This window comes from Paraplanobispora siamensis (genome assembly GCF_016863175.1).
Classification (GTDB): Bacteria; Actinomycetota; Actinomycetes; order Streptosporangiales; family Streptosporangiaceae; genus Planobispora; species Planobispora siamensis.
Map to the genome: position 1 here is coordinate 125,110 of NZ_BOOJ01000018.1, position 15,882 is coordinate 140,991.

Below are 15,882 nucleotides of genomic sequence, written 5' to 3' on the forward strand. Positions count from 1 at the left end.
TGCAATAACAAGGCCATGGCTTAAAGTGAGGGAGCACCGCGCACTACCGGAGGTCTCCCGTGCACGTTCCCGATGGCTTCTTCAACCTGGCCGTATCGGTCTCCGCCGGGGCCGTCGCCGCGGCCGGGGTCGCGGTCTGCCTGCGCGGCGCCCGTCGTGAGCTCGACGACCGGACCGCTCCCATGGCGGGCCTGGTGGCCGCCTTCGTCTTCGCCGTGCAGATGCTGAACTTCCCGGTCGCCGCCGGAACGAGCGGCCACCTCCTGGGCGGGGCGCTGGCGGCGATACTCGTCGGGCCGTACACGGCCGTGCTGTGCATGGCGGTGGTCCTGCTGGTGCAGGGCTTCTTCTTCGCCGACGGGGGGCTGACCGCGCTGGGCGTCAACATCACGCTCATGGGCCTGGTCACGGTCCTGGTCGGCTGGGGCGTCTTCCGCCTGATCACCAGGACCGTGCGGAGCCGCGCCGCGATCACCGCGGCGTCGTTCGCCGCCGCGCTGGTCTCGGTGCCCGCCTCGGCCCTGGTCTTCACGCTGCTGTTCTGGATCGGCGGCACCGCGCCCATCGAGATCGGCACGGTCGCCGCCGCCATGGGCGGGGTGCACACCCTCATCGGCATCGGCGAGGGCCTGATCACCGCGGTCACCGTCGGCACCGTGCTCGCCACCCGGCCCGACCTGGTGTACGGCGCGCGCGGGCTGGCCGCCCCGCTGGTCCTGCGCGGCGCCGACGGCGACCGCGTGGTGACCCCCGAGCCCGAGGTCCGCGCCCCGGCCCGCCGCCCGGCGCTGCTGTTCCTGCTACCGGGCGTCGTCGTCACGTTCGTGCTGGCGGGCGTGGTCTCCGTCTTCGCCTCCGGCGACCCCGACGGGCTGGAGCGGGTGGCCGAGGACGAGGGCTTCGGCGACCAGGCCACCGACCACGCGTTCGGCACCTGGACGCTGGCCGACTACGGTGACGTGGCGGGCATCCCGGTCGGCGTCGCGGGAGTCGTCGGCGTGGCCGCCACGCTGATCGTCGCGGGAGCCGTCGGCTACGCGGTGCGCCGGCGCAACCGCGGCCACGACCGTGACCGCGATCACGGCAGGCTCTCGGTGTGACGGCCCGCCGCCGGCGGAAGGCGGCCCATCCGGGCGCGTCCCGGGCGCGAACGCCCGGCGGAGAGCCCGGCAGAGAGGAAGTCCAGTGAGCTCGGGTCACCACCACCAGCTCTACCGGGCGGGCGACACGCCCGTCCACCGGCTGCCGCCGCAGTGCAAGCTGGCGGCGGTGGCCGCGTTCGCCCTCGTCGTGGTGGCCACGCCGCGCGAGTGGTTCGCGGCCTTCGGGGCCTACGCGCTGCTGCTGGCCGCGGTGGCCGTGACGGCCCGGATCCCGGCGGGGTTCGTGCTGCGGCGGATGGTGATCGAGATCCCGTTCGTGCTGTTCGCGCTGGCGATCCCGTTCATCGGGACGGGGGAGCGGGTGCAGGTCGTGGGCCTGTCGCTCAGCCTGCCCGGTCTGTGGGCCGCGTGGAACATCCTGGCCAAGGCCACCTTGGGCGTGGTCGCGAGCATCCTGCTGGCGGCCACGACCGAGCCCCGGATGCTGCTGCTGGGCGCCCAGCGCCTGCGGCTGCCGCCGATGCTGGTGCAGATCGCGATGTTCATGCTCCGCTACATGGACGTGATCCTGGACGAGATGCGCCGCATGCGGGTGGCCAGGGAGTCGCGGGGGTTCACCGCCAGGGACGCGCGGCACATCCCGGTGGTCGCCCGCTCGGCCGGGGCGCTGTTCATCCGCTCCTACGAGCGGGGGGAGCGGGTGCACCTGGCCATGCTCAGCCGCGGCTACACCGGCTCGATGCCGGTGATCCAGGATCTGACCCCCTCGGCCGGGCAGTGGCTCGTGGCCGGTACGCTGCCGGGCGCGGCGCTCGCGGTGCTGCTGGGAGCCTGGGGGCTGACGGGAGTGTGGGGGGTGTCATGACGGCGTCGCTGGAAGTGAGCCGGCTGGCCTACGCCTATCCAGACGGCACGCAGGCGCTGTTCGGCGTGGACCTGCGCATCGAGCGCGGCGAGCGGGTCGCGCTGCTCGGTCCGAACGGCGCGGGCAAGACCACCCTGGTCATGCACCTCAACGGCATCCTGACCGCGGGGCACGGCACGGTGACCGTGGCCGGGCTCCCGGTCTCCAAGGACTCGCTCAAGGAGATCCGGCGCAGGGTCGGCCTCGTCTTCCAGGACCCCGACGACCAGCTCTTCATGCCGACCGTCCGGGACGACGTCGCCTTCGGCCCGGCCAACCTCGGCCTGCGGGGGGAGGAGCTCCAGCAGCGGGTCAAGGACGCGCTGACCCGCGTGGGCATGCTGGAGGCGATCGACAGGCCCCCGCACCACCTGTCCTTCGGCCAGCGCCGCCGGGTGGCCGTGGCCACCGTGCTGGCGATGGAGCCGGAGATCCTCGTGCTGGACGAGCCCTCGTCCAACCTGGACCCCGCCTCGCGCCGGGAGCTCGCCGAGATCCTGCGGAGCCTCGACGTGACCGTGCTCATGGTCACCCACGACCTGCCCTACGCCCTGGAGCTGTGCGAACGCTCGCTGATCCTGTCCGGCGGCGTGATCGCCGCCGACGGCCCGACCCGGACGATCCTGGCCGACGCAGAGCTGCTCGCCGGGCACCGGCTGGAGCTTCCGTACGGCTTCTCCGTGGCCTGAGCTGTTCTGCACCTGCTTGAGCCGTTCTGAGGCGGGCCCCGCGGATCGATCGCGGAGCCGTACGACCTCGCATACGGTTGTGCAAAAGTAAAGAGGACTTGCCTCTCATGGCCGTGAGGAGTGCCGATGAAGCTACGGCTGGCTCGTCGCACCGTCGGCGACGCCGTGGTGGTGGCCGTCGAGGGTGAGCTCGACCTGTTCACCGCGCCCTTCCTGCGTGACGAGGTGCGGGAGGCCATCGAGCTCGACGGCGCGCGGCTGGTCCTCGATCTGACGGAGCTGTCGTTCATGGACTCCAGCGGCCTGTCGGTGCTGATCGAGGCCTGGCGGCTGGCGACGAGCGAGGGCGGAGGAGTCTGCCTGGCCGCTCCCCAGGCGCCGGTGGCGCGGATCCTGCGCACGACCGGCCTCGACCGCCGCATCAAGGTCCACCCCGACGTCGACAGCGCCGTCGGGACGGTCTAGCCCCTGGACGGGGCGGGTGTGACGGAGATTTAGCCCACCCCCAGTAGAACTTCATTCGGTAGCCGCGTTAAAGTCCGCTCATGGACCTGAACGGAGCAGCAGCAATCATCTCGGGCGGTGCCAGCGGCCTCGGCGAGGCCACGGCCCGCGATCTCGCCGCGCACGGTGCGACCGTGGTCATCGCCGACCTGAACGAGGAGCGCGGCAAGGCGCTCGCCGACGAGCTCGGCGGTGTCTTCGTCAAGACCGACGTGTCCGACGAGGCCCAGGTGCAGGCGGCCGTGGACGCCGCGGTGGCCACCGGCAAGCCGCTGCGCGTCGTGGTGAACAGCGCGGGCATCGGCTGGGCCACCCGGACCGTGAACCGTGACGGCTCGCCGCACGACCTGGCCTCCTACCGCAAGGTCATCGACGTCAACCTGATCGGCACCTTCAACCTGATGCGCATCGGCGCCGCCGCCATCGCCAAGACCGAGCCGGTCGACGAGGACGGTCAGCGCGGCGTGGTCATCAACACCGCCTCCGTCGCGGCGCTGGAGGGCCAGACCGGCCAGGTGGCGTACTCCGCCTCCAAGGGCGGCATCGTCGGCATGACCGTCCCGGCCGCCCGTGACCTGGCCGCCGTCGGTGTCCGCGTCAACACGATCTGCCCGGGCATCATCGACACCCCGATCTACGGCTTCTCGCCCAACTCCGACGAGTTCAAGGCCAAGCTGGTCGCGCCGGTGGTCTTCCCCAAGCGCATGGGACAGGCCTCGGAGTTCGCCCACCTGGTCCGCGCGCTCATCGAGAACGACTACATGAACGCCGAGACCATCCGCTTCGACGGCGGCATCCGCTTCCAGCCCAAGTAGGAGTCATCAGTGTCTGAGCCGACTTCCGGAACCGGTGACGAGGTCCTGGTCGAGGTAGAGGACGGCGTGGCCGTCATCACGATCAACCGTCCCAAGGCCAAGAACGCCGTCAACGGCGTCGTGGCCCGGGGCATCGCGGCGGCGCTGGACGAGCTGGAGGAGCGCAAGGACGTCTCCGCCTACGTCCTGACCGGCGCGGGCGGCACGTTCTGCGCGGGCATGGACCTGAAGGGCTTCCTGAGCGGGGACTTCCCGGTCGTCGAGGGCCGGGGCTTCGGCGGCATCGCCGAGGCGCCGCCGGCCAAGCCCATCATCGCCGCCATCGAGGGCTACGCCCTGGCGGGCGGCTTCGAGCTTGCCCTGGCCTGCGACATCATCGTCGCCTCCGAGGAGGCCAAGTTCGGGCTGCCCGAGCCCAAGCGCGGCCTGGTGGCCGGGGCGGGCGGCGTGATGCGGCTGCCGCGGCGGATCCCGTACCACCTCGCCATGGAGATCGCCCTGACCGGCGACCACTTCCCGGCCTCCCGGCTCTACGAGGCCGGCCTGGTCAACCACGTCACGCCCGCGGGCGAGGCGCTGGCCAGGGCCCTGGAACTCGCCAAGAAGATCGCCGCGAACGCCCCCCTGGCGCTGGCGGCGACCAAGCGGGTGATCGTCGAGTCCGCCGACTGGAGCCTCGACGAGATGTTCAAGAAGCAGGGCGAGATCATCAACCCGGTGTTCGGCTCCAAGGACGCCATGGAGGGCGCGGCCGCTTTCGCCGAGAAGCGCGCCCCGCAGTGGAAGGGCGAGTAGGCTCCCCTCTCCGGACTTCCTTCGGGCGCGCCGGGTGCGATCCGCGGATCGCACCCGGCGCGTTCTTGTTCGGAAGTGCGTACGGTGAAGGTGTGGGCGCGTGCGGCAGGGGCACGTGACCTTCACGTGAAGGCTCCACGAAGCCAGGAGAGCGCATGAGCGACTACCCGACCGGGATCACTCCCTCCGGCCGTTCCTCCCGTGAGCGTTTCCGGCGCGGTGCGAGCAGCCTGCTGGCCGGTGCGCTGGGCGCGGCGCTCCTGGTCATCCTCCTGGTCGGGAGCATGTGGGCGATCGAGATCGCCGACTACGTGCTCCCCGGCAGCTTCGACGAAAACGGCATCAGGGCCTGGAACCCCGACGGGCTCCCCGGCATCCTCTTCGCGCCGTTCCTGCACGCCGACTTCGGCCACCTGATGGCCAACTCGCTGCCCCTGCTGGTCCTCGGCTTCCTCGCGGCGCTGCGCGGGGTGGGCCGCTTCCTGGCCGCCAGCCTGATCATCGTCCTGGTCAGCGGCGTGGGCGTCTGGCTCACCAGCGACCCCCGATACGTCACGGTCGGCGCCAGCGGCCTGGTCTTCGGCTACTTCGGCCTGGTCGTGGCCCGGGGCCTGTTCGACCGCCGCCTGCTCGACATCGTGATCGGCATCGGCGTCGCCGTCGCCTACTACTCGATCATCTGGGGCGTCCTGCCCACCGAGGCCGGCGTCTCCTGGCAGGGCCACCTGTTCGGCCTGGTCGGCGGCGTCCTGGCCGCCTGGATCCTGCGCCGCAAGCGCTCGGAGATCGCCCCCTACTGACCCCCTACCGGCCCGCGCCCGTCAGGGCCAGGAAGCGGTCGGCCGCGACGCGGGCGCCGGCGCGGATCTCGTCGGCGGAGGGGGGCCGCTCGCCCAGCAGCACCCGGATCTGCAGATCGCGTACGGCCAGGCCGTACAGGAGCCCGAACGCCTCCGCCGGGTCGTCGATCCGCAGCACCCCGTCCGCGGCCAGCCGGCCCAGATAGGCCTCGACCAGCGGGCCGGTGGTGTGCCGGCCGTGCCGCAGCAGCAGCTCCGACAGCTCAGCCGAGGCCATGGCGGCCCGGTTCAGCGCCACCGAGGCCTCGCCGACGAGCAGGCCGAGCAGGTTCTCGGCGATGGCCGTCAGCATGGCGCGTGGTTCGGCCGGGCGTTCGAGCGCCGCCGTCACCGCGGCGTTGACCTGCTCCGACTGCCGCTCGATCAGCGCCGCCAGCAGCCCCTGGCGGTTGCCGAACCAGCTGTAGAGGCTCTCCTTCGAGGACCCGGCGCGGGCCGCCACGGCCTGCATCGTCATGCCCTCCAGGCCGTGCTCGACGAGCTCGGCGAGTGCGGCGTCGAGCGCCGCCCGGCGCCTGGCGGCCTGTTCACCCGAGCGGGGACGGCCTCGGCGGCTCTGTCCGGTCACGGTCTCTCCTGATCATGCTCGCCATTATCCGAACCATGGAGTACGATTAAATGCGTACCCGATGGTTCGATTTTAACCGGAGCCCTCCATGCTGCTCTCCCCGCCGTCCTCTGAGACCCCCGAGACCTCTGGGACCCCTGAGACCTCTGGGACCCCTGAGACCCCGATCTCCGCGAGCCGGACCGCCGAACGCGCACGCGGCTGGACGCTGGCCGCCGCGACGACGCTCATGGGGCTGATCGCGGGGTTCTTCTACGCCTACGCCTGCTCCGTCATGATCGGACTGGCCCGGGTCGACGACCGCGTCTTCATCGACTCCATGCAGTGGATCAACGCGACCGTGCGCAACCTCTGGTTCGCCCCCGGCTTCTTCGGCGCGCTGGTGGTGACCGCCGTCGCCGCCGCGCTGCACCTGGGCCGGGCGGGCAGGCCGGTGCTGCCCTGGGTCCTCGCGGCGCTCGTGCTGTACGGCGCCGCCTTCGGCATCACCATGGGCGTCAACGTGCCGCTCAACGACCGGCTCGCCGCGGCCGGGGACCCGGCGGCGCTGACGGACCCGGGAGCGGTGCGCGCCGCCTACGAGGGCGTCTGGACGGCTTGGAACACCACGCGCACGGTCATCTCGACCCTGGCGCTGGCCTGCCTGGTGCGGGCGCTGGTGCTGCACGGCCGGCACACCGCGCGCTGAGGACGGCGAAGAGGACGGCGAAAACGTGAAGGCCCCGGGGGAGTCCGCCCCCCGGGGCCTTCGCGGAAACCGCTAGAGGCGCTCGACCACGTAGTCGATGCAGCGGGTCAGGGCCTCGACGTCGTCGGGGTCAATGGCCGGGAACATGGCGATGCGCAGCTGGTTGCGGCCGAGCTTGCGGTAGGGCTCGGTGTCCACGATGCCGTTGGCGCGCAGGACCTTGGCGACCGCGGAGGCGTCCACCTCGTCGGAGAAGTCGATGGTGCCGACCACGTTGGAGCGGAACTCCGGACCGGCGAACGGCGTGGTGTAGGAGGTCTTCTCCGCCCACGTGTAGAGCCGGTTCGCCGAGTCGGCGGAACGGGCGGTGGTCCAGGCCAGGCCGCCGTTGCCGTTCATCCACTCGATCTGCTCGGCGAGCAGGAACAGGGTGGTGACCGCCGGGGTGTTGTAGGTCTGGTCCTTGGAGGAGTTGTCGATCGCGATCGGCAGGCTGAAGAACTCGGGGATGTAGCGCCCGCTGCCGGCGATCTCCTCGACCCTGGCCAGCGCGGCCGGGGACATCAGGGCGATCCACAGGCCGCCGTCGGAGGCGAAGCTCTTCTGCGGGGCGAAGTAGTAGACGTCGGTCTCGCTGATGTCGACGGGCAGGCCGCCGGCGCCGGAGGTGGCGTCCACCAGGACGAGCGAGCCCTCCTCGCCGACCCGCCTGATCGGCATCGCGACGCCGGTCGAGGTCTCGTTGTGGGTGAGCGCGTAGACGTCCACACCGGCCTCGGTGACGGCCTCGGGGTGGCTGCCGACCTCGGACTTGATGACGGTCGGGTCGCCCAGCCACGGGGCCTTGGACACGACGGAGGCGAACTTCGAGGAGAACTCGCCGAAGTGCAGGTGCTGCGACTTCTCGCGGATGAGCCCGAAGGCGGCGATGTCCCAGAACGCGGTGGTGCCGCCGTTGCCGAGGACGACCTCGTACCCCTCGGGCAGGGAGAACAGCTCCGACAGGCCCGCGCGCACCCGCCCGACGAGCGACTTCACCGGCTTCTGGCGGTGGGAGGTGCCCACCACGGAGGTGCCGGAGGCGGCGAGCGCGGAGAGCTGCTCGGGGCGCACCTTCGAGGGCCCGCAGCCGAAACGGCCGTCGGCGGGCTTGAGGTCAGAGGGAATCACGATGTCAGCCACCTGACCAGCCTACTGACCCTCTCGATTGGACTAGACCGGGGTCCGGATTCTGAGATGAATCCCACGAGAATATGGGACGGCCGCCGCGCGGGCGATCCCGGGCGGCGGCCGTGCGGAGTGCCGATCAGGCGTTGCCGAGGATCTCGGCGGCGCCGGGGACGTCGTGGACCGAGCGCTGCGACGGGCCGACGTAGTTGGCGCTGGGGCGGACCAGCCTGCCCGTGCGCTTCTGCTCCAGGATGTGGGCGGCCCAGCCCGCGGTGCGGGCGCAGGTGAACATCGAGGTGAACATGTGCGAGGGCACCTGGGCGAAGTCCAGGATGACCGCGGCCCAGTACTCGACGTTGGTGGCGAGCACCCGGTCGGGCTTGCGGGCGTGCAGCTCCTCCAGGGCGGCCTTCTCCAGCGCGGCGGCGACCTCGTAGCGCGGCGCGCCGAGTTCCTTGGCGGTACGGCGCAGCACGCGGGCGCGCGGGTCCTCCGCACGGTAGACGCGGTGGCCGAAGCCCATGAGGCGCTGGCCCCGGTCGAGCTCGCTCTGGACGTACTTCTTGGCGTCGCCGACCTGCTCGACACCCTCGATCATGTGCAGCACGCGGGCCGGGGCGCCGCCGTGCAACGGGCCCGACATGGCGCCGACCGCGCCGCTCAGCGCCGCGGAGACGTCGGCGCCGGTGGAGGCGATGACGCGGGCGGTGAAGGTGGAGGCGTTCATGCCGTGCTCGGCCGCGGACACCCAGTAGGCGTCGATGGCCTTGACGTGCTTGGGGTCGGGCTCGCCCCGCCAGCGGACCATGAACCGCTCGACGATGGTCTCGGCCTCGTCGACCCGGCTCTGCGGGACCATCGGCAGGCCGAGGCCGCGCGCCGACTGGGCGACGAAGCTCAGGGCGGTCACACTCGCGCGCGCGAGGTCCTCACGCGCCTGGTCCTCGTCGATGTCCAGCAGCGGCTTGAAGCCGTAGGCGGGAGCCAGCATGGCCAGCGCGCTCTGCACGTCGACGCGGATGTCACCGGAATGGACAGGAATGGGGTACGGCTCGGCCGGGGGAAGGCCCGGCTGGAACTTGTTGTCGACGAGCAGGCCCCACACGTTGCCGAACGAGACGCGGCCGACCAGCTCTTCGATGTCGACGCCCCGGTAGCGGAGGGCGCCCCCTTCTTTGTCCGGTTCCGCGATCTCCGTCTCGAAAGCTACGACGCCTTCGAGCCCGGGTTTGAAGTCGGACATTCTCGGCCGCCTCCCTTTCTTGAAGTCAAAGCCTTGATGTCGAGATACCGGCGAGTCATATTCAACCCGCTGGGTTACGGCGCTGTGTCACCGGACCCACCACAACGCGATCCCCCCTGGTGAGGGGCGGTGCACGGGCTCTCTGTCAAACACGCGACAATACCGTTTCGTGGAGGACACCTCGCGCCCGCCCTCGCTGGCTGGGCTCCGCCGTACCTACGAGGGGCAGCCGCTGCTGGAGGCCCATCTCGCGTCCGATCCCGTGTCCCAGTTCGCCGCCTGGTTCGGCGACGCCGTGGACGCCGGGCTTCCCGAGCCGAACGCGATGATCGTCGCGACGGCCTCGGCCGGCGGCCGGCCCACGGCCAGAACCGTCCTGCTCAAGGGCTACGACGAGAACGGGTTCGTCTTCTACACCAACTACGAGTCGCGCAAGGGGCGCGACCTGGCCGAGAACCCGCGGGCCTGCCTGCTGTTCCCCTGGCACTCCATCCGGCGGCAGGTGCGGGTGGAGGGTCCCGTCGTGCGGCTCCCGCGGGAGGAGTCCGCCGACTACTTCAGGTCGCGGCCGTACGGCTCGCGGATCGGGGCCTGGGCGTCGCGCCAGTCGGCGGTCGTGGGCTCCAGGGACGAGCTGGACGAGCGCTACGACAGGCTGGCGGCGCGCTGGCCGCAGGACCCGCCGGTGCCGGACTTCTGGGGCGGCTTCCGGGTCGTGCCCGCGGAGGTGGAGTTCTGGCAGGGCCGGCTCGACCGCATGCACGACCGCCTGCGCTATCGCCGCTCGGGGGGAGCCTGGGTGATCGAGCGTCTCGCCCCCTGAGATCCTGGTCGTATCAGTACGGCCGGATATGTCCGGGCAAGGGGGACTCGCGGTGGGGATGTCGGATTTTGTGCGCAGGCACATGGTGGACACCCGGCCCCTCTCCTCCGCGGACTACCGGCGGCTCTGGATGGGCCAGGGCGTGTCGTTCATCGGCTTCCAGCTCACCTCCACGGCGGTCAGCAAGCAGATCTACGACATGACCGGCTCGTCCTTCTGGGTGGGCATGCTGGGCCCGGCCAACCTCATCCCGCTGGTCGTCTTCGGGCTCTGGGGCGGCGCGATCGCCGACGCCGTCGACCGGCGCAGGCTGCTGATCGTGGGCGCGCTGATCGCCTGGACGGCGACGCTCGTCCTGCTGCTCCAGACGGCCCTCGGCTCCCGGAGCGTCGGCCTGCTGCTGGTGACGGTGGCCGTGCACGCCACCGGGTTCGCCATCACCGGCCCGACCCGGGGCGCGATCATCCCCAGGCTCCTGCCGGTCGAGCAGGTCCCCGCGGCCAACACCCTCAACTTCCTGGTCAGCAGCCTGGGCTCGGTGATCGGCCCGCTGCTGGCCGGGGTGGTGCTCGCCCGGGGCGGGTACGGCACCGCCTACCTCGCCGACGCGCTGCTGTTCGGCGCGGGCTTCTACGCCGCGCTGCGGCTGCCGCGGCTGGAGCCCGTCGGGGACGTGGTCAGGCCCGGCCTGCGGTCGGTCGTCGACGGACTGCGCTACATCGCCGGGAACAAGGTGGTGATGATGTCCTTCGTCGTCGACATCATCGCCATGGCGTTCGCGCTGCCCAGGGCGCTGTTCCCGGAGATCTCGGCCGAGAGGTTCGGCGGCTCGTCCATCGCGTTCGGCTGGCTGACGGCGAGCATCGCCATCGGTTCGGTGCTGGGCGGCCTGCTGTCGGGCTGGGTGGGCCGGGTGCGGCGCCAGGGGATGGCGCTGACGTTCACCATCGCCGTGTGGGGGCTCAGCGTCGCCGCGGCCGGGCTCGCCCGCGAGCTGTGGCTGATGGTCGCCCTGCTCGCGGTCGGCGGCGCCGCCGACCTGGTCTCGGCGGTGTGGCGGCAGACGATCCTGCAGACCCACGCCCCCGACGAGATGCGCGGCCGGATGCAGGGGGTGTTCACGGTGGTGGTGGCCGGCGGCCCCCGGCTGGGCGACCTGCGGGCCGGGATGACGGCCGCCTGGTTCGGCGCCACCACGGCCTGGGTCGGCGGCGGGCTGGCGTGCGCGGTGGCGGTGCTCGTCGCCGGGGTCGCGGTGCCGGCGTTCTGGCGCTACCGGCCGGCGCATGAGGCCGGCGGGAAGCGTGGCGAGACGCGTAAGGCCAGCGATACGTGAGGTTTAACACGCCTTGGAAGGATTGGGGGCGTGTCGGTGTTGCCGTCCTTTGCAGTCATGGGCCACCCAGGGGAGTTCTCCCAATAGGGTCGGACCGAAGACTTTTCTGTCCGGCGCAGCCATGTGGAGACGGCCCGTGGCGGACATAGCATCGAGATAGGACGGGAGGAGCCTTGACCGCACACGGCCTGATCGATACCACGGAGATGTACCTCCGGACGATCTTCGAACTGGAAGAAGAGGGGATCGTCCCCCTGCGTGCGCGTATCGCCGAGCGGCTTCAGCAGAGTGGTCCGACCGTCAGCCAGACGGTCGCGCGCATGGAGCGTGACGGCCTGGTCAAGGTGGAGGGCGACCGGCACCTGACCATGACCGACCTGGGCCGCACCCTCGCCACGCGCGTCATGCGCAAGCACCGCCTCGCCGAGTGCCTGCTGACCCAGGTGATCGGCCTGCCCTGGGAGGAGGTGCACATCGAGGCGTGCCGCTGGGAGCACGTGATGTCGGAGTCCGTCGAGGCCCGTCTGGTCAGCCTGCTGAACAACCCGACCCGCGACCCGCACGGCAACCCCATCCCCGGCCTTGAGGAACTCGGCGTCGAGGGCGCCTCCACGGCCGAGGGACAGCAGCTCCCGTCCATGGCCAGTGTGGCGGGACCGCGTGATCTGCCCGTTGTCGTGCGGCGAATTAGCGAACAAGTGCAAAGCGATCCCGCTGTGATGCTTAAACTCAAGCAAGTTGGGATACAACCCGGACGCGAGGTAACGCTCGCGGCGAGCGATGATGGTGTGCGGGTGATTGGTGACGATGAGACGGGCAACTCTCTTGCGGACCTCCCGCGAGACATCGCTGCCCATGTCTTCGTCTCCGTGCGCTGACCGACGCGCTTCTGCTTGGTTGGATCCCATACGGGAGGCCCTCCACTCCCACGCCGAGACTGCAGCAGGAGCAACCGTGGTTCGCTTTGCGCACAGCCGTCCCCGAGGGGTGGTCGCCGGATGAAGCGGTGGGGGGACCTATCCCAGGACGCCGCCGACCATCTCTCGGCCGGTGCCGTCCTGGACCAGGCCGAGATGGCGGTGGTCGTCACCGATCGGTTCAGCAACCTCCTCTACTGGAACCCGTTCGCCGAGAGACTGTTCGGCCGGGGAGGGGGACCGGACTCCGGTGACGGGTCCGACTTCTCCCTGGGGATCATGGAGAAGGACAACCCGCTGGCCGTCGAGCTCGCCAAGCACGTCCTCAAGGGAGGCGTCTGGGAGGGCACCTTCGACGTCAAGCGCGGTGACGGGACGATCATCTACGTCCGCGCGCAGGCGGTGCCGATGCGGCACCCCTCGGGGTCGGTGACGGGCATCGTCATCACCGCCCGCGAGGCCATGCGCAGCAACGAGCGGGAGAAGGACCGCTTCGGCCTGCTCGAACGCATCGGTGAGCGCCTGGCCGGCTCGCTCTACGTCGAGGAGACGCTCAAACGCGTCGCGGAGATGCTCGTCCCGCAGTTCGCCGACCACTGCTTCATCGAGCTGGCGGAGGGCGACCGGCTGACCCGCAGGGTCTCCACCCACGTCCAGGGCTGGAGCCCGCCGCCGGACACCTGGGCCCCGGTCGGCGCCGAGATCCGTTATCCGGTGGGGCACTACGCCGAGCTCGCGCTCCGCCGCCAGGAGACGATCCTGGTCGAGGACTTCGCCCAGACCACCTATCCCAGTCCCAGCGAGGGCAGCACCCGGCTGGCCGCCGAGATCGGCATGACCTCCGCCATCGTCGCGCCGCTGTGCGTGCGCGGAGAGACCCTCGGGCTGATGTACCTCGGCCTGTCCAACCTGACCGACCGGCGCAGCCCCCACTACGACACCTTCGACCGCGACTTCGTCGGCGCCATCGCCACCCGGGTCGCGCTGGCGGTGGACAACGCGCTGCTGTTCGAGGAGGAGCGGCACACCGCCGAGTCCTTCCAGAAGCACCTGCTGCCCCGGGCGCTGCCCCAGCTCGACGGCCTGGAGATCGCGGTCCGCTACTTCCCGGCCGCGCCGCTCGCCTCGCACGGCCAGGGCATCCAGACCCAGGTCGGCGGTGACTGGTACGACGTGATCCCCCTGTCGGCGGGCCGGGTCGGCATCGTCATCGGCGACGTCGAGGGCCGGGGCGCCAAGGCCGCCGCGATCATGGGACAGCTCCGCGCCGCGCTGCGCGCCTTCGCCCAGGACGACAAGCCGCCCGCGGAGATCCTGGCCAGGCTCGACGAGTGGACCCGCATCATCGCCACCCCCGAGCAGGACGAGAACGGCGAGGACGTCAGCGTCCCGCCCATCGTCACCTGCCAGTACCTCGTCTACGACGCCTGGTCTCGCCAGCTGTCCTTCGCCAACGCCGGGCACGCCCCGCCGCTGCTGCTGGTCGACGGCACCTGCGTCGAGCTCGACATCAAGGAGGTCGGCCAGCCCCTGGGCGTGCGCGCCAAGGGCCTCCACGCCGACCTGGTCTACAAGGAGGAGACCCGGACGCTCCCGCCCGGCGCCGCCCTGCTGCTCTACACCGACGGCCTGGTGGACCGCCGTCCGATGCGCGACTCCGGCGAACGGCCGCCCAGCGACGAGGAGATGCTCGCGCTGCTGTGCGACAAGCTCGTGAAGGTCTCCCGCGACTCGGTCGAGCGCATCGCCGACGCCGCGACGGTGGCGGTGCCCGGTGAGATCGACGACGACATGGCCATCCTCGTGGTCAGGTCCTCGCCCGCCGACCTGGACGTCGAGGAGCGCACCTTCCCCGCCCAGCCGATCATGGTCGGCGAGGCGCGGCGGATGGCCGCCGAGGCGTTCGACGGCTGGAACGTCCCCGAGGAGCGCGCCGAGCTGGCCTGCCTGCTCGTCTCCGAGGTGGTCACGAACGTCGTGCTGCACGCCGCCGGCGCCAGCGTCCCGCGCCGCGAGCTGGTGATGGACGGCGGCCTGCCGGGCGGCTTCGAGGACTCCTGGGACATCCCCGGGTTCGACGACGACATCGTCAACGAGAAGGAGTTCACGCTCCGGCTGCGCCGGGGCAGGGAATCGGTCTGGGTCGAGGTGTTCGACCAGGACCTGCGCCTTCCCCGCATCCGCAGCGCGGGAGAGAACGACGAGGGCGGCCGCGGCCTCTATCTCGTCGACCAGCTCGCCCGCCGCTGGGGCTCCCGCCCCACCACGGAGGGCAAGGCCGTCTGGTTCGAGATCCCCACCAAGTCCCGCTGACCCCCTTCTCACCCGCCACGGGCGAACCGGCGGGCGACACTAGGCTCAGGTCCCGATCAGTGCTTGAGTGGTTGCATGGAGCTGGCCTTCGAACGGCGTGGGGCTGGACCGCCCCTGATCTTGCTGCACGGCATCGGGCACCACTGGCAGGCGTGGCTGCCGGTGCTCGACCGTCTCTCCGCCGAACGCGACGTGATCGCCGTGGACTTCCCGGGGTTCGGCGTCTCTCCTCCGCTGTCCATCGGGCAGCCGTACACGGCCGAGACGCTCGCCGACTCGATCGAGTCGTTCTGCGGGATGCTCGGCGTCCGCGAGCCCCACGTGGCGGGGAACTCCCTGGGCGGGTACGTGGCGCTGGAGCTCGCCTCCAGAGGCGTGGTCCGTACGGCAACCGCCGTCTCCCCGGCGGGCTTCTGGACCAGGGGAGAGCTCCGCTATGCCCAGTCCGTGCTCCGGATGACCCGGGCGGCGGCGCTCAACCTCCCGCCCGAGCGGGCCGAAGGCCTGGCGCACAACCCGGTCGCCAAGGCGTTGTCGGTGGGCCTGATGGTCGCCCACCCGAGCAGGCTCTCCGACGAGGCGCTCCTGGCCTCCTCCGAGGCCCTGCGGAAAGCCGTGGGCTTCGACGAGACGCTCGAGTCGTTCAGCTGGCTGATGCCCCCGGCCCCGCCGAAGACGCCGATCACGATCGCCTGGGGCGAGCACGACCGGCTGCTGCTGCGGCGCCAGGCCGTACGGGCCGCCAAGTGGTCGGGGCAGCGGGTGAAGCTGCTCAAGGGCTGCGGGCACGTGCCGATGAGCGACGATCCGGAGCTGGTCGCCCGGGTGCTGCTGGAGTCGTCGGCGGTGTGAGGCGCCTGCCGGCCGCGGGGCCGGGTCAGCGCATGGTCTGCCCCCAGACGGCGAGCATCACGATGATGAACACGATCATCACGCCCGCGTAGGCGACCGGGCCGAGCCGCATGGCCCGGCGCACCCGGTTCAGCCCCCAGGCGAACAGGAACGCCAGGAACACCAGCAGGATCAGTCCGCTGTCCATCGTCACCGCCTCGGGGGAGCCTTCGCTGACCAGTATGCGCCGTCCGGCCGCGACGCGGGCGGGACCGCCCCCGCCCGCATCGTGAATCCGCGGCAGGCGGCGAACTCGCGGTGGG

17 protein-coding genes are annotated in these 15,882 nt (G+C 71.1%); 13 read left to right on the forward strand and 4 right to left on the reverse strand.

The window, feature by feature from the left end; translation table 11 throughout:
• The first annotated feature begins 59 nt into the window (after positions 1-59).
• From Psi01_RS09585 to Psi01_RS09615, 7 genes are all read left to right on the forward strand, one after another.
• Entirely contained in the window at positions 60-1,100 is a 1,041-nt protein-coding gene (locus Psi01_RS09585) for an energy-coupling factor ABC transporter permease (protein ID WP_204063596.1), read from the forward strand.
• Between the two features lie 85 nt (positions 1,101-1,185).
• The gene (gene cbiQ / locus Psi01_RS09590) at positions 1,186-1,968 is read left to right on the forward strand and encodes a cobalt ECF transporter T component CbiQ (protein WP_204063597.1); all 783 of its coding nucleotides are present in this window, start codon (positions 1,186-1,188) and stop codon (positions 1,966-1,968) included.
• Entirely contained in the window at positions 1,965-2,696 is a 732-nt protein-coding gene (locus Psi01_RS09595) for an energy-coupling factor ABC transporter ATP-binding protein (RefSeq protein ID WP_204063598.1), read from the forward strand. Before cbiQ ends, Psi01_RS09595 begins: the two co-directional genes overlap by 4 nt.
• A gap of 126 nt (positions 2,697-2,822) precedes the next feature.
• The gene (locus Psi01_RS09600; protein WP_204063599.1) at positions 2,823-3,161 is read left to right on the forward strand and encodes an STAS domain-containing protein; all 339 of its coding nucleotides are present in this window, start codon (positions 2,823-2,825) and stop codon (positions 3,159-3,161) included.
• 80 nt (positions 3,162-3,241) lie between these two features.
• Positions 3,242-4,015: an SDR family oxidoreductase gene (locus Psi01_RS09605; RefSeq protein WP_203878990.1), complete on the forward strand. Its 774-nt coding sequence runs from the start codon at positions 3,242-3,244 to the stop codon at positions 4,013-4,015.
• A gap of 9 nt (positions 4,016-4,024) precedes the next feature.
• Entirely contained in the window at positions 4,025-4,810 is a 786-nt protein-coding gene (locus Psi01_RS09610) for a crotonase/enoyl-CoA hydratase family protein (RefSeq protein ID WP_239127369.1), read from the forward strand.
• Between the two features lie 155 nt (positions 4,811-4,965).
• Positions 4,966-5,610 (forward strand): rhomboid family intramembrane serine protease, encoded by a 645-nt coding sequence (locus Psi01_RS09615; protein ID WP_204063600.1) that lies wholly within the window; start codon positions 4,966-4,968, stop codon positions 5,608-5,610.
• A gap of 4 nt (positions 5,611-5,614) precedes the next feature.
• On the opposite strand, the gene Psi01_RS09620 is transcribed toward Psi01_RS09615, so the two are convergent.
• Positions 5,615-6,238, reverse strand: coding sequence for a TetR/AcrR family transcriptional regulator (locus tag Psi01_RS09620; protein ID WP_239127371.1), 624 nt, complete (start codon positions 6,236-6,238; stop codon positions 5,615-5,617).
• An 88-nt stretch (positions 6,239-6,326) separates the two neighbouring features.
• Here Psi01_RS09620 and Psi01_RS09625 point away from each other — a divergent pair, with 88 nt between their 5' ends.
• The gene (locus Psi01_RS09625; protein WP_239127373.1) at positions 6,327-6,926 is read left to right on the forward strand and encodes an anthrone oxygenase family protein; all 600 of its coding nucleotides are present in this window, start codon (positions 6,327-6,329) and stop codon (positions 6,924-6,926) included.
• 72 nt (positions 6,927-6,998) lie between these two features.
• Here the strand turns inward: Psi01_RS09625 and serC are convergent, their stop codons facing one another.
• Positions 6,999-8,108, reverse strand: coding sequence for a phosphoserine transaminase (gene serC, locus Psi01_RS09630; RefSeq protein WP_204063601.1), 1,110 nt, complete (start codon positions 8,106-8,108; stop codon positions 6,999-7,001).
• Positions 8,109-8,232: 124 nt separating this feature from the next.
• Positions 8,233-9,339 (reverse strand): citrate synthase 2, encoded by a 1,107-nt coding sequence (locus Psi01_RS09635; protein WP_204063602.1) that lies wholly within the window; start codon positions 9,337-9,339, stop codon positions 8,233-8,235.
• 169 nt (positions 9,340-9,508) lie between these two features.
• Between Psi01_RS09635 and pdxH the strand changes: the two genes are divergently transcribed.
• The 5 genes from pdxH (at position 9,509) to Psi01_RS09660 (ending at position 15,580) form a co-directional block, all read left to right on the forward strand.
• Positions 9,509-10,162, forward strand: a complete 654-nt coding sequence (gene pdxH / locus Psi01_RS09640; protein WP_204063603.1) for a pyridoxamine 5'-phosphate oxidase — start codon at positions 9,509-9,511, stop codon at positions 10,160-10,162.
• Positions 10,163-10,220: 58 nt separating this feature from the next.
• Positions 10,221-11,498, forward strand: coding sequence for an MFS transporter (locus tag Psi01_RS09645; protein WP_239127375.1), 1,278 nt, complete (start codon positions 10,221-10,223; stop codon positions 11,496-11,498).
• A 173-nt stretch (positions 11,499-11,671) separates the two neighbouring features.
• The gene (locus Psi01_RS09650; protein ID WP_203878984.1) at positions 11,672-12,376 is read left to right on the forward strand and encodes an iron-dependent transcriptional repressor DtxR; all 705 of its coding nucleotides are present in this window, start codon (positions 11,672-11,674) and stop codon (positions 12,374-12,376) included.
• Positions 12,377-12,496: 120 nt separating this feature from the next.
• Positions 12,497-14,728 (forward strand): ATP-binding SpoIIE family protein phosphatase, encoded by a 2,232-nt coding sequence (locus tag Psi01_RS09655; RefSeq protein ID WP_204063605.1) that lies wholly within the window; start codon positions 12,497-12,499, stop codon positions 14,726-14,728.
• 75 nt (positions 14,729-14,803) lie between these two features.
• Complete coding sequence (locus Psi01_RS09660; protein ID WP_204063606.1) at positions 14,804-15,580, forward strand: alpha/beta fold hydrolase; 777 nt, start codon at positions 14,804-14,806, stop codon at positions 15,578-15,580.
• A 25-nt stretch (positions 15,581-15,605) separates the two neighbouring features.
• On the opposite strand, the gene Psi01_RS09665 is transcribed toward Psi01_RS09660, so the two are convergent.
• Positions 15,606-15,767, reverse strand: a complete 162-nt coding sequence (locus tag Psi01_RS09665; RefSeq protein WP_204063607.1) for a hypothetical protein — start codon at positions 15,765-15,767, stop codon at positions 15,606-15,608.
• Positions 15,768-15,882 lie beyond the last annotated feature (115 nt).

What these genes read in the sequence shown, in the direction of transcription:
- Psi01_RS09595 (WP_204063598.1), top strand. Translation starts at nt 1,965, where the DNA reads ATGACGGCGTCGCTGGAAGTGAGCCGGCTGGCCTACGCCTATCCAGAC.
- Psi01_RS09600 (WP_204063599.1), top strand. Translation starts at nt 2,823, where the DNA reads ATGAAGCTACGGCTGGCTCGTCGCACCGTCGGCGACGCCGTGGTGGTG.
- Psi01_RS09605 (WP_203878990.1), top strand. Translation starts at nt 3,242, where the DNA reads ATGGACCTGAACGGAGCAGCAGCAATCATCTCGGGCGGTGCCAGCGGC.
- Psi01_RS09615 (WP_204063600.1), top strand. Translation starts at nt 4,966, where the DNA reads ATGAGCGACTACCCGACCGGGATCACTCCCTCCGGCCGTTCCTCCCGT.
- Psi01_RS09625 (WP_239127373.1), top strand. Translation starts at nt 6,327, where the DNA reads ATGCTGCTCTCCCCGCCGTCCTCTGAGACCCCCGAGACCTCTGGGACC.
- Psi01_RS09635 (WP_204063602.1), bottom strand. Translation starts at nt 9,339, where the DNA reads ATGTCCGACTTCAAACCCGGGCTCGAAGGCGTCGTAGCTTTCGAGACG.
- Psi01_RS09645 (WP_239127375.1), top strand. Translation starts at nt 10,221, where the DNA reads ATGTCGGATTTTGTGCGCAGGCACATGGTGGACACCCGGCCCCTCTCC.
- Psi01_RS09655 (WP_204063605.1), top strand. Translation starts at nt 12,497, where the DNA reads ATGAAGCGGTGGGGGGACCTATCCCAGGACGCCGCCGACCATCTCTCG.
- Psi01_RS09660 (WP_204063606.1), top strand. Translation starts at nt 14,804, where the DNA reads ATGGAGCTGGCCTTCGAACGGCGTGGGGCTGGACCGCCCCTGATCTTG.
- Psi01_RS09665 (WP_204063607.1), bottom strand. Translation starts at nt 15,767, where the DNA reads ATGGACAGCGGACTGATCCTGCTGGTGTTCCTGGCGTTCCTGTTCGCC.